Raw genomic sequence first — 25,807 nt, 5'->3', positions numbered from 1 at the left:
TCAGCGCCGCTGCTGCTGCGGCGGCGGGCCGGCCAGCGGCAGCCCCGGGTTGGCGGGTGCCACCCCCTCCGGCGGCACCGGCGCCGCGGCGGGCGGCGGCGCCGTGTCGGGCGGGTTGCCGCCCAGCACCACCTGGGACGGCAGCGCCGGCGGCAGCGAGCCGGTGACCGGCGCCGCCGGCGGCGCGATCTCCAGCACCTGCACCGGCGCCTGGCCGGCCAGGCCCAGGCTGGCGCTGCGGGCACCGACGCGCAGCAGGCGCAAGTCCCCGTCCACCACGGCGCCGACGCGCACGGTGCGCGGCACGCCATCCACCTCGATCAGCGCGACGCCCTCGCCGGCCTCCGCGGCCCGCGCGCTCTTCGGCGCCACCACGCCCAGCAGCCGCAGCCGCGTGGACGCCACCGCCTCGGCGGCCGGCGCGGACTGCGGCAGCGAGGTGCCGAGCAGCCGCCCCAGGTCCACCTGCGTCGCGCGCGTCTCGCCGACCGGCAGCACCGAGCCCGGCATCGCCAGCGGCCGCGCCAGCAGTTGCAGGCCCCAATAAGCCACCGAGCCGCCGAGCAGCAGCCACACCAGGAACGCCATCAATCGAGCAGCCATCGGCCCATTATGATGGCCCGTTCACTGCCTGCCCGAGCCCCTCGCCCATGCCTGCCCTGCGCCGTTCCTCCCTCGCCCGCGGCTTCACGCTGATCGAACTGCTGGTCGTGCTCGTCATCATCGGCGTGCTCGCGGCCCTGGTCGTGCCCAATGTGCTGGACCGCGCCGAGGACGCCCGCGTCACCGCCGCGCGCACCGACGTCAACAACCTGATGCAGGCGCTCAAGCTCTACAAGCTCGACAACCAGCGCTACCCCAGCGCCGAGCAGGGCCTGGACGCGCTGGTGCGCAAGCCCACGGCCGGCACGCCGCCGCCGAACTGGAAGGCCTACCTGGAGAAGCTGCCCAACGACCCCTGGGGCCACCCCTACCAGTACGCCAATCCGGGCGTGAAGGGCGAGGTCGACGTCTACAGCTTTGGCGCCGACGGCCGCGCCGGCGGCGAGGGCCGTGACGCGGACATCGGCTCCTGGCAGTGAGTTGCCGGCCCTCGCCCGCATGCGCGCAGCCGGTGCCGGCGGCCGCCCCGGCCGGCGCAACGGCTTCACCCTGATCGAGCTGCTGGTCGTCGTGGCGCTGATCGCCATCGCCAGCGCGACCGTCTCGCTGGCGCTGCGCGACCCGATGGAGCTGCAGCTGGAGCGCGAGGCGCAGCGGCTGGCCGCGCTGCTGGAGACGGCGCGCGCCGAGAGCCGCGCCTCGGGCCTGGCCGTGCGCTGGGTGCCGCAGGGCGCCAGGACCGGCGAGGACTTCCGCTTCGACGGCCTGCCGCCCACCATCCGGCTGCCCACCCGCTGGCTGGGCGACCCGGTGGCGGTCCAGGTCGAGAACGCCACCGCCGCCCAGCCCGGCGTGCAGCTCGGCCCGGAGCCGGTGATCCCGGCGCAGCGGCTGCGCCTGCAGCTCGGCGACCGGCGCCTGGTGCTGGCCACCGACGGGCTGGCCGCGTTCGACATCGCCGCCGCGACGCCATGAGGCCGGCGCGCGGCTTCACGCTGATCGAGGTGCTGGTCGCGCTGGTCATCGTCGCCATCGCGCTGGCCGCCGGCATCAAGGCCGCCGGGGCGCTGGCCGGCAACGCCGAGCGGCTGGCCGAGGTCAGCGCCGCGCAGTGGTGCGCCGAGAACCAGCTGACGGAGCTGCGCCTGACCGGCCAGTTCCCCGACATCGGCGACACCCCCTTCGCCTGCGAGCAGCTGGGCCGCAGCTACCGCGGCAAGCTCAAGGTCGGCCCCACGCCCAACCCGCTGTTCCGCCGCGTGGACGCCGAGATCGCCAACGACCAGGGCCAGCCGGTGCTGAGCCTGTCCACCATCATGGGCCGGCTGTCATGAGGCCCGGCCGCCCCAGCCGCGGCTTCACGCTGGTGGAGGTGCTGGTCGCGCTGGTCGTCATGGCGACCATGGCCGCGATGGCCTGGCGCGGCATCGACGCGCTGGTGCGCAGCCGCGAGATCGCGCAGGAGCGCCTGGCGCAGACGGCGCGGCTGCAGACCGTGCTGGCGCAGTGGGAGGTGGACCTGCGCGCGCTGCAGGACAGCCGCGGCAGCGTGCCGCCGCTGGCCTTCGACGGCGGCAACCTGGTGCTGACGCGCCAGGCGCCGGCCGGCATGCAGGTCGTCGTCTGGAGCCTGCGCGACGGCAGCCTGTGGCGCTGGGAGAGCCCGCCGCAGCGCATGCTGCAGGCGCTGGAGGACGAGCGCCAGCGCGGCCTGCAGCAGCTCACCCGGCGCAACCCGGCGCTGCGCGCCTTCCAGGGCGTGGCCGCCTGGCACTTCCACTGCTTCTGGGGCAATGCCTGGAGCAACTGCCAGTCCACCGGCGACCCGGGCGGCCCGCAGAAGCCCGGCAACGCGGTGCCGTCGGGCCTGCGCATCGCCCTGCAGTTCGCCGAGGGCAGCGGCCTGGCCGGCACGCTGACGCGCGAACTCGAGGTGACGGTGCGATGAGCGCCCGGCGCACCCAGTCCGGCGCGGCGCTGCTGACGGCGATGATCATCGTCACGCTGATCGCCAGCCTCGCCGCCGGCATGGTCTGGCAGCAGTACCGCGCCGTGCAGATCGAGGCCGCCGACCGCGCCCGCGCGCAGAGCGCCTGGATCCTGCAGGGCGCGCTGGACTGGGCCCGCCTGATCCTGCTGGAGGACGCCAAGCAGAACCGCAACAAGCCCGTCGACCACCTCGGCGAACCCTGGGCCGTGCCGCTGGCCGAGGCGCGGCTGTCCACCTTCCTGGCCGCCGACCGCAGCGCGGCCGCCGGCGACGGCCCCGAGGCCTTCCTGTCCGGCAGCATCGAGGACGCCCAGGCCCGCTACAACCTGCGCGCGCTGCTCGGCGGCCCGCAGGTGCCGCCCGCCGAGCAGCGCACGCTGGAGCGGCTGTGCAACCAGGCCAACGCCGCGCCCGGCAGCGCCGCCGTCATCATCAACGGCCTGCGCGCCGCCTTCCCGGCGCCCGCCAGCGGCGCCAGCGGCCCGGCGGACGGGGCCGACCGCCCGCTGCAGCCCGCCGGCCTGGACCAGCTCGGCTGGCTGGGGCTGGACGCCGACACCCTGCAGCGCCTGGCGCCCTACGTCGTGCTGCTGCCCAAGCCCACGCCGGTCAACCTGAACACGGCGCCGCGCGAGGTCATCGCCGCGCTGTTCGACGGCGTGGACCTGGCCTCGGCCGAGCGCGTCGTGCAGGCGCGCAAGGCCAGGCCGCTGCAGGCCGTCACGGAGGCCGCGGCGCTGCTGCCCGCCGCGGTGGAGTTCGGCACGGGCCGCGCGTCGGTGGATTCGTCGTTCTTCATCGTCACCGGCCGGCTGCGCCTGGACGAGCGGCAGCTGGAGCAGCGCTCGCTGATCGAGCGACAGGGCATGACCATGGCCGTGCTGGCGCGCGAACGCATCAACCAGCTGATCGAGCGCTGAGAAGCCCCCTCCTAGAATGCGCCGCGCCCGCCCGACCCCATGAGCACCCTGCTGCTGTTCCTGCCCCCCCGGCCCCGCCTGTGCGCGGCAGGCCGCGCCACGCCCGCCGCGGCCGAGCCGGCGCGCGCCGGCGCGGCGCGCAAGTACGACTGGGCGCTCACCGCGTCCGACGGCCGCCAGGTCGTCCGCGAAGGCCGCAGCGCCGCCGCCGCGCTGCCGGCGGCGGAGGGCGTGGTCGCCGTGGTCGCCGAGTCCGACGTCAGCTGGCGCTGCGTGGAGCTGCCGCGCGCCGGCCGGCAGATGCGCGCCGCGCTCGCCGGCAAGCTCGAAGAGCTGGCGCTGGACGACCCCGAGGCGCTGCATTTCGCGCTGGAGCCCGACGCGGCCGGCGGCGACACCGCCTGGGTGGCCATCACGTCCCGGCCCTGGCTGGCCGAGCACCTCGCCCACCTCGACGCCGCCCACGTGTTCGTCGACCGCGTCGCGCCGCTGGCCTGGCCGGCCGAGCAGCCGCGCGGGCACTTCTTCGAGTCCCACGGCATCGGCAGCGACGGCATCTCGCTGCGCTGGAGCCATGCCGACGGCGTCGCCACGCTGCCGCTGCAGGGCGGCCTGGCGCGCCAGCTGTTCCCGCCCGGCCTGGTGCACGCGGCGCAGTGGACGGCCACGCCCGGCGTCGCCACCGGCGCGCAGCGCTGGCTGGGCACCACCGTGGCGGTGCAGACGCCCGCGCAGCGCGCGCTCGCCGTCATCGACGGCGCCTGGGACCTGCGCCAGTTCGACCTGGCCCCGCGCGCCCGCGGCATCCGCGCGCTGCGCATGTTCAGCCGCACGCTGATGCGCAAGTCCTGGCAGCCGGTGCGCTGGGGCCTGACCGGGCTGCTGGTGGTGCAGCTGCTGGGCCTGAACCTGTGGGCCTGGCAGCACAAGCGCGAACTGAACGCGCGCCGCGCGGCCGTCGACGCGGCGCTGACCGGCGCCTTCCCGCAGGTGCGCGCCATCCTCGATGCGCCGGTGCAGATGCAAAAGGAGCTGGACCTGCTGCGCGCGCGCGCCGGCAGCGTCGGCGAGCAGGACCTGGAGGCGCTGCTGGCCGCCGCCGCCACCGCCTGGCCGGCGGACCGCCCGCCCGCCGAGGCGCTGGCCTTCGAGCCCGGCCGGCTCACGCTGTCGGCCCCCGGCTGGGCGCCGGCCCAGGTCGACAATTTCCGCACCCAGCTGCAAAGCGACGGTTGGCAGCTGGAGGCCGGCGACGGCCGGCTGACCGTCAGCCGCGCCAGCGCCCGAGGAGCCCGCTGATGGCCCGCCCCACCCCTCCCGCCGGCAACGGCCTGAAGGTGCAGCTCGCGCAGGCCCGCGGCCGTGCCGCCGCGCAGTGGCAGGCGCTGGGCGAGCGCGAACGCCTGGCGGTCGGCGGCGCCGGCACGCTGCTGGGCCTGCTGCTGGCCTGGGGCCTGCTGGTCAACCCGGCGCTGCGCACGCTGCGCACGGCGCCGGCCGAGCTCGAACAGGTCGAGCTGCAGCTGCAGCAGATGCAGGCCCAGGCGCAGGAGGCGCGCGCGCTGCGCGCCGCGCCGGCCGTGCCGCCGGCCCAGGCGCAGGAGGCGCTGAAGGCCTCGGTCGCGCACCTGGGCGCCGCCGCGCGGCTGAACCTGGCGGGCGAGCTCGCCACCGTCACGCTGAACGGCATCGCGCCGGTGGACCTGCAGGCCTTCCTCGGCGAGGTGCGCGCCGCCGCGCGCGCCCGGCCCGTCGAGGCGCAGCTGACGCGCGGCCCGCAGGGCTTCACCGGCAGCCTCGTGCTCAGCCTGGGAGACGCCTGATGGGCCCGCTGCGTTGGCCCAAGCGCAAGCCGCCCGCGCCGCCGCCGGTGTCGCTGCAGACCGTGCAGGACTCGGTGTTCGGCGGCAACGTCAACGGGCTGCGCAATGTGCGCCAGGACAGCTCGCGGCGCTGGGCCGCCGCCGGTGCGCTGGCCGGCCTGGCCGGCGCGCTGCTGCTGTTCGCCCCGGCCAGCTGGCTGGCGCGCGCGCTGGCGTCGGCCACCGGCGAGCACCTGCTGATCGTCGACACCCGCGGCAGCATCTGGCGCGGCTCCGGCGTGCTGGTGCTCACCGGCGGCGCCGGCAGCCGCGACGCGGCCGCGCTGCCCGGCCGTCTGCACTGGCGCATGGCCCTCAAGGGCCTGGGCCTGCAGCTGGCCGCGCGCCAGGAGTGCTGCACCAACGGCGAGCTGCTGCTGGGCCTGCAGCCCGGCCTGGGCCGCCTGGCCATCACGGTGGACAACCGCACCGACTGGCTGGTGCGCCTGCCCGCCGGGGTGCTGTCGGGCCTGGGCACGCCGTGGAACACGCTGCAGCTGGGCGGCTCGCTGCGGCTGTCGGCGCGCGAGCTGCGGCTGGAGTCCGCGCAGGGCCGCTGGCGCCAGTCCGGCGCGCTGGACCTGGACCTGCTGAACCTGTCGTCGCGCGTGTCCACCGTGGCGCCGCTGGGCAGCTACCGCTTCAGCGTCGCCGCCGACCCGGCCAGCCCCGGCCTGAGCACGCTGCGCCTGAGCACGCTGGAGGGCGCGCTGCAGCTCTCGGGCGCCGGCACGCTGAACCCCGGCGGCAAGAGCCGCTTCACCGGCGAGGCCAGCGCCGCGCCGGGCCGCGAGGAAGCGCTGAACAACCTGCTGAACATCATCGGGCGCCGGCAAGGGTCGCGCTCCGTCCTGACGATCGGATGATCATGAATCTCCACCGCACCGCCCTCGCCCTCGCCGCGCTGCTGCTGGCCGCCGGCAGCGCGTCCGCCCAAGCCGACGGCGCCGGCGTGCGCCGCGCCCGCCCGGGCCCGGCCGTGAAGGCGAGCTCGCCGGTCACGCTGAACTTCGTCAACGCCGACATCGAGGCCGTGACCCGCGCCATCGGCGTGATGCTGAACCGCCAGATCATCATCGACCCGCGCGTGAAGGGCACGATCACCGTCTACAGCGAGCAGCCGGTGGCGGTGGCCGAGGCCTACCGCAACTACCTGGCCGCGCTGCGCGGCCTGGGCTTCACGGTGGTGGAGGCCGCGGGCTTCCTGAAGGTGCTGCCCGAGCCCGACGCCAAGCTGCAGGCCGGCGCGGTGGCGGTGGAGACCAGCCACGCCCGGGGCGACCAGATCCTGACGCAGATCTTCCGCGTCCAGCACGAGAACGCGAACAACCTGGTGGCCGTGCTGCGCCCGCTGATCAGCCCCAACAACACCATCAACGCCAACCCGGGCAACAACAGCCTGATCATCACGGACTACGCGGACAACCTGAACCGCATCGCCAAGATCATCGCGGCGATGGACACGCCGGGCAGCAGCGACATCGAGATCGTGCCGCTGAAGCACGCGGTGGCGGCCGACCTGGCGCCGCTGGTGCAGCGCCTGGCCGACGGCGGCGGCCAGGCGGCCGGCGCGACCGTGCCGGGCCAGGGCAGCAGCGCCGTCAGCGTGCTGGTGGACCCGCGCAGCAACGGCCTGATCCTGCGCGCCAGCAACCCGGCGCGCCTGGCCGCCGTGCGCTCGATGGTGGACAAGCTGGACCAGCCCGGCAACGACAGCGGCAACAACATCCGCGTCGTCTACCTGAAGAACGCCGACGCGGTGAAGCTGGCGGCGGTGCTGCGCGCGGCCTTCGGCGCGGCGGCCGCGGCCACCGCCGGCAACGCCTCCGGCGGCGGGCTGACGGGCGCGGGCGGCAGCTCGCCGGCCAGCACCGCCAGCCAGACGCTGACCGGCGCGAACGGCGCCTCGGGCAACAGCGGCGGCATGAACACGTCCGCCGCGACCGCGCCGCTGAACCCGTCCGCCGGCCCGTCCACCGGCGGCTTCGTGCAGGCCGACACGGCCACCAACTCGCTGATCATCACGGCGCCCGAGCCGCTGTACCGCCAGGTGCGCACCGTCATCGAGCAGCTCGACGGCCGCCGCGCGCAGGTCTACGTCGAGTCGCTGATCGTCAAGATCGACAACAGCCAGGCGGCCCAGTTCGGCATCCAGTGGCAGAACCTGTTCGGCAACAAGGGCGACTCCAGCATCACCGGCGCCGGCACCAACTTCGGCTCCGGCCTGGCCAACATCATCAACGCCACCGGCGCGATCGCGCAGGGCACCAGCGCGGTCGTCACCGCGCAGGGCAGCACGCCGGCGCCGCAGGGCCTGAACATCGGCGTGCTGAAGAAGTTCGGCAGCTTCTACACGCTGGGCGCGGTGGCCAACTTCTTCGAGAGCCAGAGCGGCGCCAACGTGCTGTCCACGCCCAACATCGTGTCGCTGGACAACGAGGAGGCGCGCATCGTCATCGGCCAGAACGTGCCCTTCGTGACCGGCTCCTACGCGTCCACCTCGGGCACCGGCGGCACCGTCAACCCCTTCCAGACCGTGGACCGCAAGGACGTGGGCCTGACGCTGAAGATCAAGAGCCAGATCGGCGAGGGCGGCACGGTGCGCATGGTGGTCTACCAGGAGAACTCCTCGGTCGTGCCCGGCAGCACCGGCACCAACGGCCCGACGCTGGACAAGAGCGCCATCGAGACCAACGTGGTCGTCGAGGACGGCGACCTGATCGTGCTCGGCGGCCTGCTGAAGGACGAGTACACCGACGGCGGCGACGGCGTGCCGGGGCTGTCCAAGCTGCCGCTGCTGGGCAATCTGTTCAAGAGCGAGAACCGCCGCCGCGTGAAGACCAACCTGATGGTGTTCCTGCGCCCGGTCGTCATGCGCAGCGCGCAGAGCAGCAACGAGCTGACGCTGGACCGCTACCAGAGCATCCGCGCCGTGCAGGAGCTGAACCAGCCGGCGCAGAAGCTGCTGCTGCCCGACACCGGCGCGCCGGTGCTGCCCGAGCCCAAGGCGCCGGCCGGCAAGGTCGCGCCGCAGCAGTAGGCCGACGCCATGGCCGCCCTCCGCCATCCCCTGCCCTACGCCTTCGCCAAGGCGCAGGGCGTGCTGCTCGAAGACGACGGCAGCGCGCTGACGCTGTGGGCCTCGCCCGACGTGAGCTGGTCCACGCTGTCCGAGGTGCAGCGGCAGTACGCGGTGGACCGGCTGGAGTCCGAGGCCGCGCCGTCGCTGATGGAGCGCATCAGCGCGGCCTATGCGGGCAGCGAGAGCAGCGCGGCGGTGGTCGTCGGCGAGGTCGAGAGCGCGGTGGACCTGTCGCGCATGATGCAGGACCTGCCGGCGGTCGAGGACCTGCTGGAGGCCGCCAACGACGCGCCCATCATCCGCATGCTCAACGCGCTGCTGACGCAGGCCGCCAAGGACGGCGCAAGCGACATCCACATCGAGCCCTACGAGCGCAGCAGCTCGGTGCGCTTCCGCGTCGACGGCACGCTGCGCGAGGTGGTGCAGCCCAACCGCGCGCTGCACGCGGCGCTGATCTCGCGGCTGAAGATCATGGCCGAGCTGGACATCGCCGAGAAGCGTTTGCCGCAGGACGGCCGCATCTCGCTGCGCATCGGCGGCCGCGCGATCGACGTGCGCGTCTCCACGCTGCCCAGCGCGCACGGCGAGCGCGCGGTGCTGCGGCTGCTCGACAAGACCGAGTCCAAGTTCACGCTCGAAGGCCTGGGCATGGACGGCGCGGTGCTCGCCGCCTTCAAGCGCCTGGTGCAGCAGCCGCACGGCATCGTGCTCGTCACCGGCCCGACCGGCTCCGGCAAGACCACCTCGCTGTACGCCTCGCTGCAGACCGTGGACACCAGCACCACCAACGTGCTGACGGTGGAAGACCCGATCGAGTACGAGCTGCCCGGCATCGGCCAGACCCAGGTCAACGCCAAGATCGACCTGACGTTCGCGAAGGCGCTGCGCGCCATCCTGCGCCAGGACCCGGACGTCATCATGATCGGCGAGATCCGCGACTACGAGACCGCGCAGATCGCCATCCAGGCATCGCTGACCGGCCACCTGGTGCTGGCCACGCTGCACACCAACGACGCGCCCAGCGCCGTCACGCGGCTGACGGACATGGGCGTCGAGCCCTTCCTGCTGTCGTCGTCGCTGCTGGGCGTGCTGGCGCAGCGGCTGGTGCGGCGGCTGTGCCCGGCCTGCAAGCGGCAGGACGAGCAGCGCCGCTGGCACCCGGTCGGCTGCGAGGCCTGCGGCCACACCGGCTACAAGGGCCGCACCGGCGTCTACGAGCTGATGGTGGCCGACGACGCGGTGCGCAGCCTCATCCACAACCGCGCGCCCGAAAGCCAGCTGCAGGCCGCCGCCGTCGCCAACGGCCTGCGCGCCATGCGCGAGGACGGCGAGCGGCTGATCGCGTCGGGCATCACGTCGCTCGAAGAAGTGCTCCGCGTAACCCGCGAGGGCTGACATGCCCGCGTACAAATACGAAGCGCTGACCAGCTCCGGCCGCCAGAGCGGCGGCCTGATCGAGGCCGACAACCCGCGCGCCGCGCGCGCCGCCGTGCGCGCGCTGGGCCTGACGCCGCTGTCCATCGAGGTGGTGCAGCAGCACGGCGCGCAGGAAGGCAGCCGCTTCACCCGCCGCGTGTTCGGACCGACCGCGCTGGCCGTGTGGACGCGCCAGCTCGCCGGCCTGGTCGGCTCGGGCCTGCCCATCGAGCGCGCGCTGACCGCGCTGGCCGACGAGAGCGAGGAGACGCGCCAGCGCGAGCTCATCAGCCAGCTCAAGGCCGAGGTGAACGCCGGCGCCGCGTTCGCCCGCGCGCTGGCCACGGCGCCGCGCGAGTTCGACGAGGTGTACCGCGGCGTCGTCGCCGCCGGCGAGCAGAGCGGCGCGCTGGGCCAGGTGCTGGAGAAGCTGGCCGACGACCTGGAGGAGCGCCAGGACCTGAAGGCCAAGCTGGTCGGCGCCATGGCCTACCCGGCCATCGTCTCGGCCATCTCGGTGCTCATCATCATCTTCCTCGTCACCTACGTGGTGCCGCAGATCGCCACCGTGTTCACCAGCTCCAAGCGCGCGCTGCCGCTGCTGACCGTGGCCATGCTGGGCCTGAGCGACTTCGTGCGCGCCTGGGGCTGGGCGATGCTGGCCGTGCTGGCGGCCGGCGCGCTGGCGCTGCGCCAGGCGCTGAAGGCGCCGGCGCTGCGGCTGCGCTTCGATGCCGCGCTGCTGAACCTGCCGCTGCTCGGCCGGCTCGCGCGCGGCTACAACGCGGCCCGCTTCGCCGGCACGCTGGCCATGCTGGCCGGCGCGGGCGTGCCCATCCTGAAGGCGCTGCAGGCGGCGGCCGAGACGCTGTCCAACCGCGCGATGCAGGCCGACGCGCTGGACGCGCTGGTGCAGGTGCGCGAGGGCGCGCCGCTGGGCTCGGCGCTGGCGGGCAAGAAACGCTTCCCCGGCATCCTGGCGATGTTCGCGCGGCTGGGCGAGCAGACCGGCCAGCTGCCCGAGATGCTGGGCCGCGCCGCGCGCCAGCTGGGCGTCGAGGTGCAGCGCCGCGCGATGGCCGCGGCCACGCTGCTGGAGCCGCTGCTGATCGTCGCGATGGGCGCCATCGTGCTGCTGATCGTGCTGGCGGTGCTGCTGCCGATCATCCAGCTCAACACCTGGGTCAGATAGACCACCCCCTGCCGCAGCGGAGCTGCGGCCCCCTCGAGGGGGCACTCCCGGCCGACCGGCGGAGCCGGATCGGCGGGAGTCGCTGGGGAAGGCACGCTGTGCGCTTCAGGCGGGAGAATGCGGGCATGCCTGCCACGCTGAAAGACCAGCTCGTCGTCGCCATCTCCTCGCGGGCGCTGTTCGACTTCGAGGCCGAGAACCAGGTCTTCGAGGCCGGCGACGACGCGGCCTATATGGCGCTGCAGCAGCGCCTGCTCGACGTGCCGGCCCAGCCCGGCGTGGCCTTCTCGCTGGTGAAGAAGCTGCTGGCCTTCAATGCGGGCGGGCACCAGCAGGTGGAGGTGGTCGTACTGTCGCGCAACGACCCGATCTCGGGCCTGCGCGTGTTCCGCTCGGCGGCCCACTACGGCCTGGCGGTCGAGCGCGGCGTGTTCACGCGCGGCGCGGCGCCGTGGCGCTATCTGCGGCCGCTGTCGGCGCAGCTGTTCCTGTCCGCCAACGACGCCGACGTGCGCCAGGCGCTGGCGGCCGGCGTCGCCGCGGCGCGCGTCGCGCCCTTCGCCGCCCAGGCCTCGGCCGGCCACCCGGACGAGCTGCGCATCGCCTTCGACGGCGACGCGGTGCTGTTCTCCGACGAGGCCGAGCAGGTCTACCAGCGCGACGGCCTCGCCGCCTTCCAGGAGCACGAGAGCGAGCGCGCCCGCCAGCCGCTGCCGGCCGGGCCGTTCAAGCCGGTGCTGCAGGCGCTGCACCGGCTGCAGCACGCCGCCGGCATGAAGGTGCGCACCGCGCTGGTCACGGCGCGCAGCGCGCCGGCCCACGAGCGCGCGATCCGCACGCTGATGGACTGGCGCATCGAGGTGGACGAGGCCATGTTCCTCGGCGGCCTGGCCAAGGGCGGCTTCCTGCGCGAGTTCGAGCCGGACTTCTTCTTCGACGACCAGGCCGGCCACGTCGAAAGCGCCGCCGCGCACGTGCCGGCCGGCCAGGTGGCCGCCGGCATCGCCGCCCGGTAGGCGCGCGCGCCGCGCCGCCGTGACGAATCGCCGCCGCGCGCGGCGGCACCACAATGCCGCCACTTCGCAGTGGATCGCAGGAGAACCCATGCCCCGTTTCCGTCTCGCCGCGCTCGCCGCGGCCCTGTGCGTGGCCGGCGCCGGCCAGGCCGCGGCCGCCACCGGCTTCTACCGCCAGCCCGCGCTCCAGGGCGAGCAGGTCTATTTCGTCGCCGAGGGCGACCTCTGGCGCGTCGGCACGCAGGGCGGCGACGCGCAGCGCCTGACCACGCACCCCGGCCTGGAGAGCCAGCCCGCCGTGTCGCCCGACGGCCAGTGGCTGGCCTTCACCGCGCAGTACGACGGCGGCACCGAGATCTACCTGATGCCCGCGGCCGGCGGCCCGCCGCGGCGGCTGACCTGGGAGAACGGCGGCATGCGCGTGTGGGGCTTCAGCGCCGCCGGCGAGATCCTCTACACCGGGCTGGACGGCCGCCCCGGCAGCCAGCTGTTCGCGCTCGATCCGCGGACCGGCCAGCGCCGCCAGCTGCCCGTCGGCCAGGCCAGCGACGGCGCGCTCGGCGCCGACGGCAAGACGCTGTACTTCACCCGCGGCGGCCTGCGCAGCGACAACGCGCGCCAGTACCGCGGCGGCGCCATCGCCCGGCTGTGGGCGCTGGACCTCGCCGGCACGGCCGAGGCCCGCCCGCTGGTGGCCGAGGGCAACAACGACCGCCGCCCGCTGCCCTACCGCACGGCCGGCGGCGAGCGCATCGCCTTCCTGTCCGACCGCGACGGCACGGTCAACCTCTGGTCGGTCGACGCCCGCGGCGGCGACCTGCGCCAGCACACGGCGCACAAGGGCTGGGACATCCGCCACGCGTCCATCGCCGGCACGCGCGTCGTCTACGCGCTGGGCGCCGACCTCTACCTGGCCGACCTCGCCCAGGACGCCGCGCCGCGCAAGCTCGACATCGCGCTGGGCGGCGACTTCGACCAGTTGCGCGAGCGCTGGGTCAAGAAGCCGCAGGACTTCCTGACCGACACCGCCTTCGCGCCCAACGGCGAGCGCGTGCTGCTGGCCGCGCGCGGCCACCTGGCCACGCAGGGCGTGCAGCAGCTGCGCCGCGCCGAGCTGCCGCAGCCGGCCGACGGCCGCTGCCGCAAGGGCGAGTTCAGCAGCGACAGCCGGCATGTGTTCGCCACCTGCGACTTCAGCGGCGAGACCGAGGTGTGGCGCTTCTCCGCCAACGGCACCGGCCAGCCCGAGCAGATCACGCGCGGCGCGACGACGCAGCGCCGCGACCTGTTGCCCTCCCCCGACGGCCGCTGGCTGGCGCACACCGACAAGGAAGGCCGCGTCCACCTGACCGACCTGAAGACCCGGGCCACCCGCGAGATCGCCCGCGGCACGCGCGGCGATCCGCCGCAGCTGCAGGCCTGGAGCCCGGACGGCCAGGTGCTGGCCTGGGCCGTCGCGCTGCGCCACCCCGACCGCAGCCAGCTGCAGCTGTTCCGCGTCGCCGACGGCCGCACCCACACGCTGACCAGCGACCGCTACGACAGCGACGCCGCCACCTTCAGCCCCGACGGCCGGTGGCTGTACTTCGCCTCCAGCCGCCACTTCGCCGCCAGCGGCAACACCGGCCCCTGGGGCGACCGCAACACCGGCCCCTTCTTCGGCACGCGCAGCAAGCTCTACGCCGTGGCGCTGCAGCCCGGCCTGCGCCCGCCGTTCGCGCCCCGCGACGAGCTGGAGACCGCCGCCGAGAAACAGGCCGACGCGCAGCGCGCCGAGGACCGCCAGGCCGCCGAGCGCAAGCCCGACGCCAAGGAGGGCAAGGAGGGCAAGGACGCCAAGCCGTCCGACGCGAACAAGCCCAGGCCCGCCATCGTCTTCGAGGGCCTGAACGAGCGCCTCCACGAGCTGCCCGTGGCGGCCGGCGCCTACCGCGCGCTGAGCACCGACGGCAAGCGGCTGTGGTTCCTGGACCAGGACCTGGAGCGCAAGACCCGGCTCCAGTCCGTCGCCCTCGACAACCAGGGCGGCGCGGCCGAGACGCTGGCGCAGGACGTGCGCGGCTACGCGCTGAGCGCCGACGGCAAGAAGCTGATGCTGGTGCGCAACGCGGGCGCCGGCAGCGCGCCGGAGATCCTGATCGCCGACGCCGCGCCCAAGCTGCCCGCCGAGACCGCCAAGCTGCAGGTGCGTTGGAGCGACTGGCAGATCGCCACGCAGCCGCGCGCCGAGTGGCGGCAGATGTTCGCGGACGCCTGGCGCCTGCACCGCGACCACTTCTACGACGCGCAGATGCACGGCGTGGACTGGGCGGCCGTGCGCGCCAAGTACGAGCCGCTGGTGGCGCGCGTGACCGACCGCCACGAGCTCGCGGAGCTGATGGCGCAGACGGTGTCCGAGCTGGGCGCGCTGCACAGCCAGATCGCCCCCGGCGACACCCGGGCGGCGCCCGACGAGCCCGGCCTGGCCGGCCTGGGCGGGCGCTTCTCGCGCACCGCCGCCGGCTGGCGCATCGACGCGCTCTACGCCGCCGACCCCGAGCTGCCGTCCGAGGCCTCGCCGCTGGCCGCGCCGCAGCTGGGCCTGAAGGTGGGCGACGTCATCACCGCCGTGAACGGCCGCGCCACCGCCGACGCGCCGCACCTGCTGGAGCTGCTGCGCGGCCAGGCCGGGCGGCAGGTGCTGCTCGACGTGCAGCAGGCCGGCGGCAAGGCCGTGCAGCGCATCGTCACGCCGGTCAGCTTCGTGCGCGAGACGCAGCTGCGCTACAACGACTGGCGCGCCAGCCGCGCCCGCGCCGTCGAGCAGGCCGGCCAGGGCCGCATCGGCTACGTCCACCTGCGCGCGATGGGGCCCAACGACATCGCCGACTTCGTGCGCGAGTTCTACGCCGCCAGCGACCGCGACGGCCTCATCATCGACGTGCGCTACAACAACGGCGGCAACATCGACAGCTGGATCCTCGAGAAGCTGCTGCGCCGCGCCTGGGCCTTCTGGCAGCCGCGCTCGCCGGCCGGCAGCGGCACCTACGCCAACATGCAGAACGTCTACCGCGGCCACACCGTGGTGCTGATGAACGAGGACACCTACAGCGACGGCGAGACCTTCTCCGAAGGCTTCAAGCGCCTGAAGCTGGGCCCCGTCATCGGCAAGCGCAGCTCGGGCGCGGGCGTCTGGCTGTCCGACCAGAACCGCCTCATCGACAACGGCATGATGCGCGCCGCCGAGACCGGCCAGGTGGACGCCGACGGCCGCTTCCTCATCGAGGGCGTGGGCGTGGCGCCGGACATCGAGGTGGACAACCCGCCCCGCGCCACGGCGATGGGCCAGGACGCGCAGCTGGACGCGGCGCTCGCGGAGCTGCAGCGGCGCATCGCCGCCGAGCCGGTGAAGCCGGTCCGGCCCGGCCCCTACCCGCGGCCGGTCCGGCCGTGAACGCGGCCGCGCGCGCCGTTCAACCGCCGTCCGCTGGCGCGGGGCGCTCCACGCGCCCGTCCGCATGGCGGGCGAAGCGGCCCGCCTCGTCGCCGTGCACCGGCGCCGGATCGCCCCAGGGCCAGCCGCCGAACCCGGTGCGCCGGTAGTCCTCGAAGGCCTGGCGCAGCTCCGGCCCGGTGTTCATCACGAAGGGCCCGTGCTGCGCCACCGGCTCGCCGATCGGGCGGCCCTGCAGCATCAGCAGCTCGGCCACCGCCTCCTCGCCATTGGCCAGCGTGACGGCCGCGCCGGCCCGCAGCTCAATGGCGGACTGCACCGGCACGGCCCGGCCGTCCACGGCGATCCGCGTGCCGGCGAAGAAATACAGCATGCGGCGCGTGCCCGCCCCGGCCGCCGCCGGCAGCACCCAGCGCGCGCCGGGCGCCAGGCGCAGCGTCCACACGGCCACGTCCGCCTGCGCGCGCGCCGCCCAGGAATCCGGCGGCGGCGCGGGCGGCCGCAGCCGGCCGCCGCCGGGCAGCGGCAGGTCGCCCGCGATGCACACCACCTCGGTCGCGCGCCCGGCGCCATCGGTGAAGCGCTGCCGCGGGATGTCCTGCGCCCAGAACATCGTGAAGCGCGGCTCGGCCCATTTGCTGGCGGCCGGCAGGTTGAGCCAGAATCTGGAACAGCTCCAGCGGGTTGGGCCGGTCGGTGTGCAGCAGCGGGAACATCTCCGCGTGGACGATGCCCCGGCCCGCCGTCAGCCACTGCACGTCGCCGCCGCCGAAGCGCGCGCCGGCGCCCAGCGAGTCCGCATGGTCGACGCGGCCCCGGCGCACCAGGGTCAGCGTCTCGAAGCCGCGGTGCGGATGTGCCGGGAAGCCGGGCACCCGCTGGCCGTGGTACATGCTCCAGCCGTCGCGGCGCGAGAAGTCCTGGCCCGGCGGCCGGCCCGCCAGCAGCGCCGGGTCCGGCCCGTGGCGGCCGTTGCCGGGCGGGTAGGCGTCGTCATGGTGGACGCAGAACAGGAACGGGTCCAGCGTCTGCCAGGGCATGCCCAGGGGCGCGACGGCGAGGACGGCGGCGGATGGGGCGTCGGGGTTCATGGCGGGCGGTGCAGGCAGTGCAGCAGGGCCCCGACGCTAGCGCGAATCGGCGCCCCGCTCACCAGCGGTAGCCCGCCTTCACGAAGTACTGCCGGCCGTTGAAGCCGAACGGCGAGAAGGCGCTGTACGTCAGGATGCCGCCCACCGCATTGGCCGGGATGACCCGGTCCGGATAGCGGTCGTTGACGTTGTCCACGCCGGCGTCCACCCGCCACGCGCCCTGGCCCCAGCCGAGCGACACGTCGGCCAGCCAGGCGGGCGGGAAGCGCTGGTCGTTGGCCGCGCTGGCCTGGAACACGTCGTAGCGGCCGTAGCGCGTGGCGGCCACGCGCAGGCTCCACGGGCCCCAGCGGTGCTCGGCGCCCAGCAGCAGCTTGTCGTCCGGCGCGCTGACGGTGGCGCGGGCCAGCGTCACGCGGTCGATGAGCTGCAGCCCGTTGGCGCTCAGCACCGCCGGGTTGTCGGCCAGGCGGCGCACGGTATGGCGCGTGTGGCTGTAGGCCAGCGTGAAGTCGCTGCGGCCGGCCGCGCCCCAGTCCTGGCGCAGCGTGCTGACGAGGTCCACGCCGCGGGTGCGCGTGTCCAGCGCGTTCGTGAAATAGCGGCCGGCGCTGACCCGCAGCCCCTGCGCGGCGAGCTGGGCGCGCAGCGCCGCGGGCAGCGTGATGTTGCCGGACAGCAGGATGCGGTGGTCGATGTCGACCTGGTAGGCGTCCAGCGTCGTCTGCCAATCGCGCGTGGGCGTCAGCTGCACGCCCAGGCTGGCGCTGCGCGACTTCTCGGCCCGCAGCGGCGTGGCGCCCAGCGCCTGCGCGGCGGCCGACGGCACGGTGAAGGTGCCCGCCTCCACCAGCGCGCCGTCGACGAGGTTGGTGGACGTGGTGGCGAAGTACTGCTGCGCCAGCGACGGCGCGCGGAAGCCGGTGGACAGCGTGCCGCGCAGCGCCACGGCCGGCGTCGCGGCGTAGCGGCCCGAGAGCTTGGCGGCCGTCGCGCTGCCGAAGTCGCTGTAGCGCTCGGCGCGCAGCGCGGCAGTGGCGCTGAAGCGGTCGGCCAGCTGGCTTTCCAGGTTGACGTAGACGGCGACGTTGTGCCGGCCGTGGCGGCCCGCGTCGCCCGGCCGGAAGCCGGGGAAGCCCGAGGCCCCGCCGCCGTTGTAGGAACCGGGCTCGCCCGCGACGACCTCGTAGCGCTCCTGGCGCAGCTCCGCGCCCGCCGCCAGCGCGACGGGACGGAACAGCCCCCAGTCCAGCTCGCGGGACACGTCCGCGTTCAGCACGGTCTGCCGGTTGCGCAGGCCGCCGGCGGCGAAGCGCGTCGGGCTGCTCGCGCCCAGCGAGTAGTTCGCCGTGTTGGACACGTCGATGGCGAAGCGGTTCTCGCCGTGGTCCAGGCTCAGGTCCCAGTGCCAGCCGGCTGCGCCGCCGCGCAGGCCCAGCACCAGGCCGAGGTCGCGCGTGCGGCTGTCCAGCAGCGGCAGGAAGCCCTCGGGGTGGAGGGCCGCGACGCCGTTGGCCGCGGCCGTGGCCTGCGTGCGCCAGAACGCGGCGCTGAGGGTGTCGCGCTGGTTGAAGCTGGCGTGGCCGTAGGCCTGCACGCCGTCGGCCAGGTCCACCTGCCCGTTGAGCACCAGGGCGCGCTTGGTGCTGTCCGGGTCGCCCAGGCGGTTGTTGACCTGGCCCCGGCGCGGCTCGCTGGCCGCATCGCGCGTGTCCATGCCGGCGCGGTTGCTGCGCTGCTGGTGGCCGGTCTCGGCCGCCAGCCGCAGCCAGCCGCCATCGCCCAGCGCCAGGCCCAGGCTCACGCCGAGCTGCCCGCGCTGGCCGTCGCCGCGGTCGGTGCCGCCGATCTCGCCGGTGACGCCGCCGCCCTTCGCGCCCTGCTTCAGCACGATGTTGACGACGCCGGCGATCGCGTCGGAGCCGTACTGCGCCGCGGCGCCGTCGCGCAGCACCTCGACGCGGTCGATGGCCGAGATCGGCAGCGCATTGAGGTCCACCGGCGCCGAGCCCCGGCCCTGCGTGCCGTTGATGTTGACGACCGCGCCGGTGTGGCGGCGCTTGCCGTCGACGAGCACCAGCACCTGGTCCGGCGACAGGCCGCGCAGCTGCGCGGGGCGCACGGCGTCGGAGGCGTCGGTCAGCGACGGGCGGGGGAAATTCAGCGCCGGCAGCAGCTGCGCCAGCGCGGCGGCCAGGTCGGTGCTGCCGGTGCGCTGCAGGTCGGCGGCGCCGATCACGTCGACCGGCGATTCGGCCTGGGCCAGCGTGCGGTCGACGCGGCGCGTGCCGGTGACGACGACCTGCTGCAGCGTGGCCGGCTCGGCCGCTGGGGGCTGCGCGGCGGCGGGCAGCGCGGCGGCCGCGGCGGCGAGCGCCAGCAGGCGGGGCGAGAACGGCAGGGCGTGGCGGCGATGGAAGGTCATGGGCAAGAGCGCGCAGAAGCGGACGACGGCGCGAGTGTGCCGCCGGCCGGCCGATCGCCCAAAGACGCAAAAGCGCGCGGCTCATCCGGAATCCGGATATCGGCACGGCGGCCGCCGCCGGTTCGCCAGAATGCGCGGTCCGCGCGCGCAGGGGTCGCGCCGCACCACGGGTCCGGAGGAGAGGCATGAGCACACGTCGCGGGATCGTCCCGGCATCTTTCTTCAGCATCGTGCTGGGCCTGGCGGGCCTGGGCACGGGCTGGCGCGCCGCCGCGCAGCTGTGGGACCTGCCGGCCTGGCCGGGCGAGGCCGTGATGGCCGTGGCCGGCGCCGTGTGGCTGGCGCTGGCGGCGCTGTATGCGTGGAAGTGGTGGCGCCACGGCGCCGAGGCCCGGGCCGAGGCCGCCCACCCCATCCAGGGCTGCTTCGTCGCGCTGGTCCCGGTCACCGCGATGCTGGTCGGCCTGGCCGCGCTGCCGCATGCGCGGCCGCTGGCGCTGGCGCTGTGCTGCGCCGGCTCGGCCGCCGGCCTGGCCTTCGGCGCCTGGCGCCACGGCGGGCTGTGGCGCGGCGGGCGCAGCGCCCACGCGACCACGCCGGCCCTGTACCTGCCCACGGTGGCGGCCAACCTGGTGTCGGCGATGGCCGCGGGCGCCCTGGGCTGGCCGGCGCTGGCGCCGCTGTTCTTCGGCGCGGGCGTGCTGGCCTGGCTGGCGCTGGAGTCGGTCATCGTCGGCCGGCTGCTGACCGGCGAGCCCCTGCCGCCGCCGCTGCGGCCGACGCTGGGCATCCAGCCCGCGCCGCCGGCCGTGGCGCTGCTGGCCTACACGGCCGTCACGTCCGGCCCGCCCGACCTGGTCGCGCGCGGCCTGCTGGGCTATGCGCTGGTGCAGGCGCTGTCCGCGCTGCGGCTGCTGCCGTGGATACGCCAGCCCTTCACGCCGGGCTACTGGGCCTTCAGCTTCGGCGCGACCGCCCTCGCGGCGGCCACGATGCGCCTGGCCGCGCGCGGCGGCGACCCGGTGTTCACCGCGCTGGCGGCGCCGCTGTTCGTGGCGGCCAACGTGCTGGTGGCGGGCCTGTTCCTCGCCACGCTGCTGGCGGCGCTGCGCGGCCGGCTGCTGCCGGCGGCGGCCGCCGTCAGCTCAGCCTGACACGCGCGAACTTGCGCTTGCCCACCTGCAGCACGTGCTCGCCGGCGTCGAGCTTCAGGCCCTTGTCCGACAGCACCTCGCCCGAGCGGCGCACGCCGCCCTGCTCGATCATGCGCAGGCCCTCGCTGGTGGAGGGCACCAGGCCGGCCGCCTTCAGCACCTGGGCCAGCCCCATCGGCGCGCCGGCCAGCGCCACCTCGGGGATCTCGTCCGGGATGCCGCCCTTGGCGCGGTTGTGGAAGTCCTGCTCCGCCGCGTCCGCCGCCGCCGCGCTGTGGAAGCGCGCGGTGATCTCCTTGGCCAGCGCCACCTTGGCGTCCTTGGGGTTGCGCCCCTGCCGGACCTCGGCCTTCAGCGCCGCGATCTCGTCCAGCGACCGGAACGACAGCAGCTCGTACCACTTCCACATCTGCACGTCGCTGATCGACAGGATCTTGGCGAACATGGTGTTCGGGGCCTCCGTGATGCCGATGTAGTTGTTCTTGGACTTGGACATCTTCTCGACGCCGTCCAGCCCCTCCAGCAGCGGCATGGTCAGGATGCACTGCGGCTCCTGGCCGTACTCCTGCTGCAGGTGGCGGCCCATCAGCAGGTTGAACTTCTGGTCGGTGCCGCCCAGCTCCAGGTCGCTCTTCAGCGCCACCGAGTCGTAGCCCTGCATCAGCGGATACAGGAACTCGTGGACCGAGATCGGCGTCTGGCTGTGGAAGCGCTTCGTGAAGTCGTCGCGCTCCAGCATGCGCGCCACCGTGTACTTGGCCGCCAGCTGGATCATGCCGGCCGCGCCCAGCGGCTCGCTCCACTCGGAGTTGTAGCGGATCTCCGTCTTCGCCGGGTCCAGCACCAGCTTGGCCTGGGCGTAGTAGGTCTCGGCGTTGGCCTGGATCTGCTCGCGGGTCAGCGGCGGGCGGGTGGCGTTGCGGCCGGACGGGTCGCCGATCAGCGACGTGAAGTCGCCGATCAGGAAGATGACCTGATGGCCCAGGTCCTGCAACTGGCGCATCTTGTTGAGCACCACGGTGTGGCCGACGTGGATGTCCGGCGCCGTCGGGTCCAGGCCCAGCTTGATGCGCAGCGGCACGCCGGTGGCGGCCGAGCGCGCCAGCTTGCGGGTCCATTCGGCCTCCGGCAGCAGTTCGTCCACGCCGCGGCGGGTGACCGCCAGGGCCTGCAGCACGGCATCGGTGACGGGGAAAGCAGGGGCTTCGGACATGGCGCGGCGCCATCCGGCGGCAAACCGGACGAAATTGTTAAGTTGTCGAGCTATCGGAGAGAAGCGGCAGGTCGAGTAAGACATTGCCGTTAAAATTCACCCTTCGAATCGGGGGTGTTGTTTCAACACAACCGGCAGGGATTTTAAGGGCAGCCCCAGCGCTGCCCTCGCGGGGAGCCGGCAACGCCGGGACTGCTCCAGCAAGAACCGGGATGCCAAGCGTGACCGCCGTCCAGAAACGCCTTGATCAGCTTCGAGCTGCGCTGAAAAGCGCCGAAAACTTCGCCGCCCGCCACCCCCGCGCGCTGACCGCCTCGGTCGTCGGCGCGCTGAGCTGCTTCGCCGTCACCGCCTTCGGCATCGCGCCGCTGGCGCCGGACGCCGCCGAGCTGCCGCGCCGCACGCTGGTGCAGGCCCTGCCCGGCCCCGACATCGGGCAGCAGCTCGACGAGCTGGCCGCGCACGCCATCGGCCTGACCCGCGCCGAGGCCACCCGCTCCAGCGACACGCCCGACAGCCTGCTGCGGCGTGCTGGCGCGTTCGACCCGGCGGCCGCCGCCTTCCTGCGCAGCGACCCGCTGGGCCGCCGCGTGCTGCAGGGCCGCGCCGGCCGCATGGTCCACGTCACGGCCGACGCCGCGGGCCAGGTGCAGAAGATCGTCGTGCGCTTTCCGGCCGAACAGGTCGAGCAGCAGGGCAGCCACTTCACCCGCCTGACCATCGAGCGCAGCGGCGCCGGCTTCAGCGCCCGCACCGAGACCGCGCCGCTGCAGGCCCAGGTGGCGCTCGGCAGCGGCAGCGTCCGCACCTCGCTGTTCGCCGCCACCGACGACGCCGGCATCCCCGACGCCATCGCCTCGCAGATGGCCGACATGTTCTCCGGCGACATCGACTTCCACCGCGAACTCCGCAAGGGCGACCGCTTCAGCATCGTCTACGAGACGCTGACGGCCGACGGCGAGCCCGTCACCTGGGACGGCGGCGTCGGCCGGCTGCTGGCCGGCGAGTTCACGAGCAACGGCCGCACCTACTCGGCCGTCTACTTCAAGGACCGCGCCACCGGCAAGGCCAGCTTCTACGGCTTCGACGGCCAGAGCAAGCGCCGCGCCTTCCTGGCCAGCCCGATGGAGTTCTCGCGCATCACCAGCGGCTTCGCGATGCGCTTCCACCCCATCCTGAACACCTGGCGCCAGCACAACGGCGTCGACTACGGCGCGCCCACCGGCACCGCCGTGCGCTCCGTGGGCGACGGTATCGTCGAGGTGGCCGGCCGGCAGAACGGCTTCGGCAACGTCGTGCAGGTCCGCCACGGCGGCGACCGCACCACCGTCTACGCCCACCTGAGCCGCATCGACGTGAAGAAGGGCCAGCGCATCGAGCAGGGCCAGCGCCTGGGCGCCGTGGGCGCCACCGGCTGGGCCACCGGCCCGCACCTGCACTTCGAGTTCCGCGTCGGCGGCCGCCATGTGGACCCGCGCGCGATCGCCCGCGCGTCCGAGGCCATCACGCTGCCGCACTACGCCAAGGCGCAGTTCCAGCAAACGGTCGCCAGCGCGAAGACGCAGCTGGCCGTCGCGGAGACCATGGATGGCATCACCGCAGCCGACTGAGCCCCGGCTCTACATCGGGCTGATGTCGGGCACCTCGCTCGACGGCATCGACGGCGTGCTGTTCGACGCGGCGTCGCTGGCCGTCACCGGCCACGTCCACAACCCCTTCCCGCCCGCGCTGCGCGACGAGCTGCTGGCGCTGAACGGCCCCGGCGACAACGAGCTGCACCGCGCCGCGCTGGCCGCCAACGCGGTGGCCTGCGGCTGCGCCGACGTGGTCGCGCAGCTGCTGGAAGCCACCGGCACGCGGCGCGAGCAGGTGGCCGCGCTCGGCGCCCACGGCCAGACCGTGCGCCACCAGCCGGACGGCCCGAGCGGCTACACGGTCCAGCTGCTGAACGGCGCGCTGTTGGCCGAGCAGGCGGGCATCGACGTCGTCTGCGACCTGCGCAGCCGCGACGTGGCGGCCGGCGGCCAGGGCGCGCCGCTGGTGCCGGCCTTCCACCGCGCGGTGTTCGGCAGCGCCGGCCGGGACGTGGCGGCGCTCAACCTCGGCGGCATCGCCAACCTGAGCCTGCTGTTCGCCGACGGCCGCACCGGCGGCTTCGACTGCGGCCCGGCCAACTGCCTGATGGACGGCTGGATCGCCCGCCACCAGGGCCGGGCCTTCGACGCCGACGGCGCCTGGGCGGCCAGCGGCCGCGTGTCGCCCGCGCTGCTGGCCACGCTGCTGGCCGAGCCCTTCTTCATGCAGCCGCCACCCAAGAGCACCGGGCGCGACCTGTTCCACCTCGGCTGGCTGCAGAGCCGGCTCACGCCGGGCCTGGCGCCGCAGGACGTGCAGGCGACGCTGCTGGAGCTGACGGCGCGCAGCGCCGCCGAAGCGCTGCGCGCGCAGATGCCCGGCGCGGCCGCGCTGATCGCCTGCGGCGGCGGCGCGCGCAACGGCCGGCTGATGCAGCGCCTGGCCGACCTGCTGCCGGGCGTCGCGGTCTCGTCCAGCGCCGCGCACGGCCTGCCGGTCGACCAGGTCGAGGCGGCCGCGTTCGCCTGGCTGGCGATGTGCTTCGTCGAACGCCGGCCGGGCAACCTGCCCGCCGTCACCGGCGCGGCCGGCCCCCGGGTGCTGGGGGCGCTCTACCCGGCTTAGCCGGCTGTCACAGCGACCAGCCCGCCGACACCCACAGCCGCGGGCTCCTGTCCGGCGCGGTCAGCGACTTGGCCGCGTCGCGCCAGGCCAGGACGGCGCGCACGTTGAAGTCCCGCCACAGGCCGGCCAGGCCGACGCCATAGCCCTTGAGCGTCTGGCCGCTCACGCCGGTGGCATAGGGCTTGTTCTGGTAGCGCACATGGCCCTGGTCGTAGAACACGCTGGCCTGCGCCACGCCGGCGATCGCCTGACGCAGCTCGACGCTGCCCAGCCAGCCATCGTCGCCCGCGCCCTCGCCCTGGGGGTAGGCGCGCACGCCGTAGAGGCCGCCGATCACGAACTTCTCGGACGAGTCCAGGTTCTTGTTCGCGGCCTGGCCCGACAGCGCCAGGTAGGCCGAGGTCGTCGCGGTGATGGCCTGCAGCCGCGTGACGGCGCCGGTCAGCTTCATGTAGCCGCCCTGCGCCCGGGGGCCGGCCTGGTCGGCGGCGCGGGCCGCGGCGGAGCGGATGTCGAGGCGGCCCAGCACGGTGCTCAGCGTCCAGGTGCTGTAGGCGCCGCCGCCCAGCGCGTCGGCGAGGTCGCCGTACAACGTGACGGTGGCGGCGTCCAAGCCCTTCTTCGTGGTCGTGTCCGTCGCGCCGGTGCGGTCCCGCAGCCAGCGGTGCTCGGCCGCGCCGCTGACCCACACATTGGCGACGAGGCCGCGCACGAGCGGGTAGAGCGCGGTCGCGCCGACGGTGTCGGCATGGCCTTCGGCGTCGAGCGCGGCGAACTCCTTGCCCAGGTGGTACTGCGACGACGACGCGTCCACGCCCACGCGCAGGCCGTCGTCGTTGCCCGGCAGGTCGTAGGCGATGCGGCCATACAGCAGCCGCTCGCTGGTGGCGGTGGCGCGCAGGCTCAGGCGGTCGCCGATGTGCAGCGGGCTCAGCAGGTCGAGGCGGCCGTTGGCGCGGTAGGCCCCGGTGTAGCGGTTGCCGTAGTTGTCCACCGACACCTCGCCTTCGCGGTCCTTGCCGGGCTGCACCGGGATCAGCAGGTCCGAGGTGCCCACCGCCTGGCCCGGCTTGAGCAGGCCGTTGACGGGGCCGACGCCCGGCAGGTCGGCCAGCAGCAGCAGCGTGCGGTCCATCGCGGCGTTGCGGATGACCTTGCCGTTCATGTGCTGCGCGGCCACGATGTCGTCGAGCACCTGCTGCTCGACGCGCGACTGGTTCTGCACGGTGGACGAGTTCAGGCTGCCCTCGAGCACGGTGACCTTGACGACGCCGCCTTCGAGGCGCTGCGCCGGCACGAAGGCGCGCGCGACGACGAAGCCGCTGGCGCGGTAGAGGGCGGTGATGGCGCGCGCCGCGGCGCGCAGCTCGCCCAGCGAGACCTCGCGGCCGGCCAGCCCGTCCACGAGCGGCTGCAGCTGGTCGGTGGCGAGCAGGCGGTTGCCCTCGATGACGACGGCGCTCACCGGGAAGCGCTGCGCCAGGTCGGCGCCGGCATCGGCGTCGGCCGGCACCTGCAGGCCGGTGGTGCTGCCCTTGGGCACGGCGGGGATGTTGCGCTGCAGGTCGCGCAGCGTGTCGCCGGCCCCGGGCGGAACGGTCTGGGCGTAGGCCGCGCCGGCGCCCAGGGCGGCAGTGGCGGCGGCGGCGAGCAGGTGGCGCGAAGCGCGAGAGAGTCGGTTCATGGTGGTCGAGCGATGTGGGTGGGTCG

20 protein-coding genes and 1 pseudogene are annotated in these 25,807 nt (G+C 74.4%); 16 read left to right on the top strand and 5 right to left on the bottom strand.

What is annotated here, in order from left to right:
* Positions 1–603 carry a hypothetical protein gene (locus QM788_RS09805; protein ID WP_415661308.1) on the bottom strand — a complete coding sequence of 201 codons (603 nt, stop codon included), beginning with the start codon at positions 601–603 and terminating at the stop codon, positions 1–3.
* 47 nt (positions 604–650) lie between these two features.
* Between QM788_RS09805 and gspG the strand changes: the two genes are divergently transcribed.
* The 13 genes from gspG to QM788_RS09740 all read left to right on the top strand — a co-directional run bounded on the left by gspG (position 651) and on the right by QM788_RS09740 (position 15,514).
* Complete coding sequence (gene gspG / locus QM788_RS09800) at positions 651–1,082, top strand: type II secretion system major pseudopilin GspG (RefSeq protein ID WP_415661307.1); 432 nt, start codon at positions 651–653, stop codon at positions 1,080–1,082.
* Between the two features lie 19 nt (positions 1,083–1,101).
* Entirely contained in the window at positions 1,102–1,578 is a 477-nt protein-coding gene (locus tag QM788_RS09795) for a Tfp pilus assembly protein FimT/FimU (protein WP_415661306.1), read from the top strand.
* On the top strand, positions 1,575–1,937 hold the full coding sequence (gene gspI, locus QM788_RS09790; RefSeq protein ID WP_415661305.1) for a type II secretion system minor pseudopilin GspI: 363 nt from the start codon (positions 1,575–1,577) through the stop codon (positions 1,935–1,937). The genes QM788_RS09795 and gspI overlap by 4 nt, the downstream gene beginning before the upstream one ends.
* Complete coding sequence (locus QM788_RS09785; RefSeq protein ID WP_415661304.1) at positions 1,934–2,551, top strand: type II secretion system protein J; 618 nt, start codon at positions 1,934–1,936, stop codon at positions 2,549–2,551. The genes gspI and QM788_RS09785 overlap by 4 nt, the downstream gene beginning before the upstream one ends.
* Positions 2,548–3,513 carry a type II secretion system minor pseudopilin GspK gene (gspK, locus tag QM788_RS09780; RefSeq protein ID WP_415661303.1) on the top strand — a complete coding sequence of 322 codons (966 nt, stop codon included), beginning with the start codon at positions 2,548–2,550 and terminating at the stop codon, positions 3,511–3,513. The genes QM788_RS09785 and gspK overlap by 4 nt, the downstream gene beginning before the upstream one ends.
* Positions 3,514–3,552: 39 nt before the next feature.
* Positions 3,553–4,812 carry a type II secretion system protein GspL gene (gene gspL, locus QM788_RS09775; RefSeq protein ID WP_415661302.1) on the top strand — a complete coding sequence of 420 codons (1,260 nt, stop codon included), beginning with the start codon at positions 3,553–3,555 and terminating at the stop codon, positions 4,810–4,812.
* Entirely contained in the window at positions 4,812–5,336 is a 525-nt protein-coding gene (gspM, locus tag QM788_RS09770) for a type II secretion system protein GspM (protein ID WP_415661301.1), read from the top strand. Before gspL ends, gspM begins: the two co-directional genes overlap by 1 nt.
* The gene (gene gspN / locus QM788_RS09765; protein WP_415661300.1) at positions 5,336–6,241 is read left to right on the top strand and encodes a type II secretion system protein N; all 906 of its coding nucleotides are present in this window, start codon (positions 5,336–5,338) and stop codon (positions 6,239–6,241) included. Before gspM ends, gspN begins: the two co-directional genes overlap by 1 nt.
* Before the next feature lie 2 nt (positions 6,242–6,243).
* Positions 6,244–8,415 carry a type II secretion system secretin GspD gene (gene gspD, locus QM788_RS09760; protein ID WP_415661299.1) on the top strand — a complete coding sequence of 724 codons (2,172 nt, stop codon included), beginning with the start codon at positions 6,244–6,246 and terminating at the stop codon, positions 8,413–8,415.
* A gap of 9 nt (positions 8,416–8,424) precedes the next feature.
* The gene (gspE, locus tag QM788_RS09755) at positions 8,425–9,852 is read left to right on the top strand and encodes a type II secretion system ATPase GspE (RefSeq protein ID WP_415661298.1); all 1,428 of its coding nucleotides are present in this window, start codon (positions 8,425–8,427) and stop codon (positions 9,850–9,852) included.
* Between the two features lies 1 nt (position 9,853).
* Positions 9,854–11,065 carry a type II secretion system inner membrane protein GspF gene (gene gspF, locus QM788_RS09750; protein ID WP_415661297.1) on the top strand — a complete coding sequence of 404 codons (1,212 nt, stop codon included), beginning with the start codon at positions 9,854–9,856 and terminating at the stop codon, positions 11,063–11,065.
* A gap of 125 nt (positions 11,066–11,190) precedes the next feature.
* Positions 11,191–12,081, top strand: coding sequence for a 5'-nucleotidase (locus tag QM788_RS09745; protein ID WP_415661296.1), 891 nt, complete (start codon positions 11,191–11,193; stop codon positions 12,079–12,081).
* A gap of 88 nt (positions 12,082–12,169) precedes the next feature.
* A complete protein-coding gene (locus QM788_RS09740; protein ID WP_415661295.1) occupies positions 12,170–15,514 on the top strand; it encodes a S41 family peptidase in 3,345 nt (1,114 codons plus the stop codon).
* 19 nt (positions 15,515–15,533) lie between these two features.
* Here the strand turns inward: QM788_RS09740 and QM788_RS09735 are convergent.
* Positions 15,534–16,605, bottom strand: a pseudogene (locus QM788_RS09735) (pirin family protein).
* Positions 16,606–16,663: 58 nt separating this feature from the next.
* Positions 16,664–19,030: a TonB-dependent receptor plug domain-containing protein gene (locus QM788_RS09730; RefSeq protein ID WP_415661294.1), complete on the bottom strand. Its 2,367-nt coding sequence runs from the start codon at positions 19,028–19,030 to the stop codon at positions 16,664–16,666.
* A gap of 185 nt (positions 19,031–19,215) precedes the next feature.
* Between QM788_RS09730 and tehA the strand changes: the two genes are divergently transcribed.
* Positions 19,216–20,184, top strand: a complete 969-nt coding sequence (gene tehA / locus QM788_RS09725) for a dicarboxylate transporter/tellurite-resistance protein TehA (protein WP_415661293.1) — start codon at positions 19,216–19,218, stop codon at positions 20,182–20,184.
* Here the strand turns inward: tehA and tyrS are convergent.
* Entirely contained in the window at positions 20,171–21,397 is a 1,227-nt protein-coding gene (gene tyrS / locus QM788_RS09720) for a tyrosine--tRNA ligase (protein ID WP_415661292.1), read from the bottom strand. The genes tehA and tyrS overlap by 14 nt on opposite strands.
* A 221-nt stretch (positions 21,398–21,618) precedes the next feature.
* Between tyrS and QM788_RS09715 the strand changes: the two genes are divergently transcribed.
* Both QM788_RS09715 and QM788_RS09710 read left to right on the top strand, forming a co-directional pair.
* The gene (locus QM788_RS09715; protein WP_415661291.1) at positions 21,619–23,007 is read left to right on the top strand and encodes a peptidoglycan DD-metalloendopeptidase family protein; all 1,389 of its coding nucleotides are present in this window, start codon (positions 21,619–21,621) and stop codon (positions 23,005–23,007) included.
* Positions 22,985–24,097, top strand: coding sequence for an anhydro-N-acetylmuramic acid kinase (locus QM788_RS09710; RefSeq protein WP_415661290.1), 1,113 nt, complete (start codon positions 22,985–22,987; stop codon positions 24,095–24,097). Before QM788_RS09715 ends, QM788_RS09710 begins: the two co-directional genes overlap by 23 nt.
* 7 nt (positions 24,098–24,104) lie before the next feature.
* On the opposite strand, the gene QM788_RS09705 is transcribed toward QM788_RS09710, so the two are convergent.
* The gene (locus tag QM788_RS09705; protein WP_415661289.1) at positions 24,105–25,781 is read right to left on the bottom strand and encodes a ShlB/FhaC/HecB family hemolysin secretion/activation protein; all 1,677 of its coding nucleotides are present in this window, start codon (positions 25,779–25,781) and stop codon (positions 24,105–24,107) included.
* Positions 25,782–25,807 lie beyond the last annotated feature (26 nt).

Source organism: Roseateles sp. (genome assembly GCF_047654785.1).
Taxonomy (GTDB): Bacteria; Pseudomonadota; Gammaproteobacteria; order Burkholderiales; family Burkholderiaceae_C; genus Pelomonas.
This window is presented reverse-complemented; position numbering and strand designations above follow the sequence as displayed.

Excerpts from the sequence above, each read along its gene's own strand:
- QM788_RS09795 (WP_415661306.1), top strand. The coding sequence starts at position 1,102 with ATGCGCGCAGCCGGTGCCGGCGGCCGCCCCGGCCGGCGCAACGGCTTC.
- gspN (WP_415661300.1), top strand. The coding sequence starts at position 5,336 with ATGGGCCCGCTGCGTTGGCCCAAGCGCAAGCCGCCCGCGCCGCCGCCG.
- QM788_RS09710 (WP_415661290.1), top strand. The coding sequence starts at position 22,985 with ATGGCATCACCGCAGCCGACTGAGCCCCGGCTCTACATCGGGCTGATG.
- gspM (WP_415661301.1), top strand. The coding sequence starts at position 4,812 with ATGGCCCGCCCCACCCCTCCCGCCGGCAACGGCCTGAAGGTGCAGCTC.
- QM788_RS09705 (WP_415661289.1), bottom strand. The coding sequence starts at position 25,781 with ATGAACCGACTCTCTCGCGCTTCGCGCCACCTGCTCGCCGCCGCCGCC.
- QM788_RS09740 (WP_415661295.1), top strand. The coding sequence starts at position 12,170 with ATGCCCCGTTTCCGTCTCGCCGCGCTCGCCGCGGCCCTGTGCGTGGCC.
- gspE (WP_415661298.1), top strand. The coding sequence starts at position 8,425 with ATGGCCGCCCTCCGCCATCCCCTGCCCTACGCCTTCGCCAAGGCGCAG.
- QM788_RS09805 (WP_415661308.1), bottom strand. The coding sequence starts at position 603 with ATGGCTGCTCGATTGATGGCGTTCCTGGTGTGGCTGCTGCTCGGCGGC.
- gspF (WP_415661297.1), top strand. The coding sequence starts at position 9,854 with ATGCCCGCGTACAAATACGAAGCGCTGACCAGCTCCGGCCGCCAGAGC.
- gspK (WP_415661303.1), top strand. The coding sequence starts at position 2,548 with ATGAGCGCCCGGCGCACCCAGTCCGGCGCGGCGCTGCTGACGGCGATG.
- gspL (WP_415661302.1), top strand. The coding sequence starts at position 3,553 with ATGAGCACCCTGCTGCTGTTCCTGCCCCCCCGGCCCCGCCTGTGCGCG.
- QM788_RS09730 (WP_415661294.1), bottom strand. The coding sequence starts at position 19,030 with ATGACCTTCCATCGCCGCCACGCCCTGCCGTTCTCGCCCCGCCTGCTG.
- QM788_RS09745 (WP_415661296.1), top strand. The coding sequence starts at position 11,191 with ATGCCTGCCACGCTGAAAGACCAGCTCGTCGTCGCCATCTCCTCGCGG.
- gspG (WP_415661307.1), top strand. The coding sequence starts at position 651 with ATGCCTGCCCTGCGCCGTTCCTCCCTCGCCCGCGGCTTCACGCTGATC.
- gspI (WP_415661305.1), top strand. The coding sequence starts at position 1,575 with ATGAGGCCGGCGCGCGGCTTCACGCTGATCGAGGTGCTGGTCGCGCTG.
- QM788_RS09785 (WP_415661304.1), top strand. The coding sequence starts at position 1,934 with ATGAGGCCCGGCCGCCCCAGCCGCGGCTTCACGCTGGTGGAGGTGCTG.
- gspD (WP_415661299.1), top strand. The coding sequence starts at position 6,244 with ATGAATCTCCACCGCACCGCCCTCGCCCTCGCCGCGCTGCTGCTGGCC.
- tyrS (WP_415661292.1), bottom strand. The coding sequence starts at position 21,397 with ATGTCCGAAGCCCCTGCTTTCCCCGTCACCGATGCCGTGCTGCAGGCC.
- tehA (WP_415661293.1), top strand. The coding sequence starts at position 19,216 with ATGAGCACACGTCGCGGGATCGTCCCGGCATCTTTCTTCAGCATCGTG.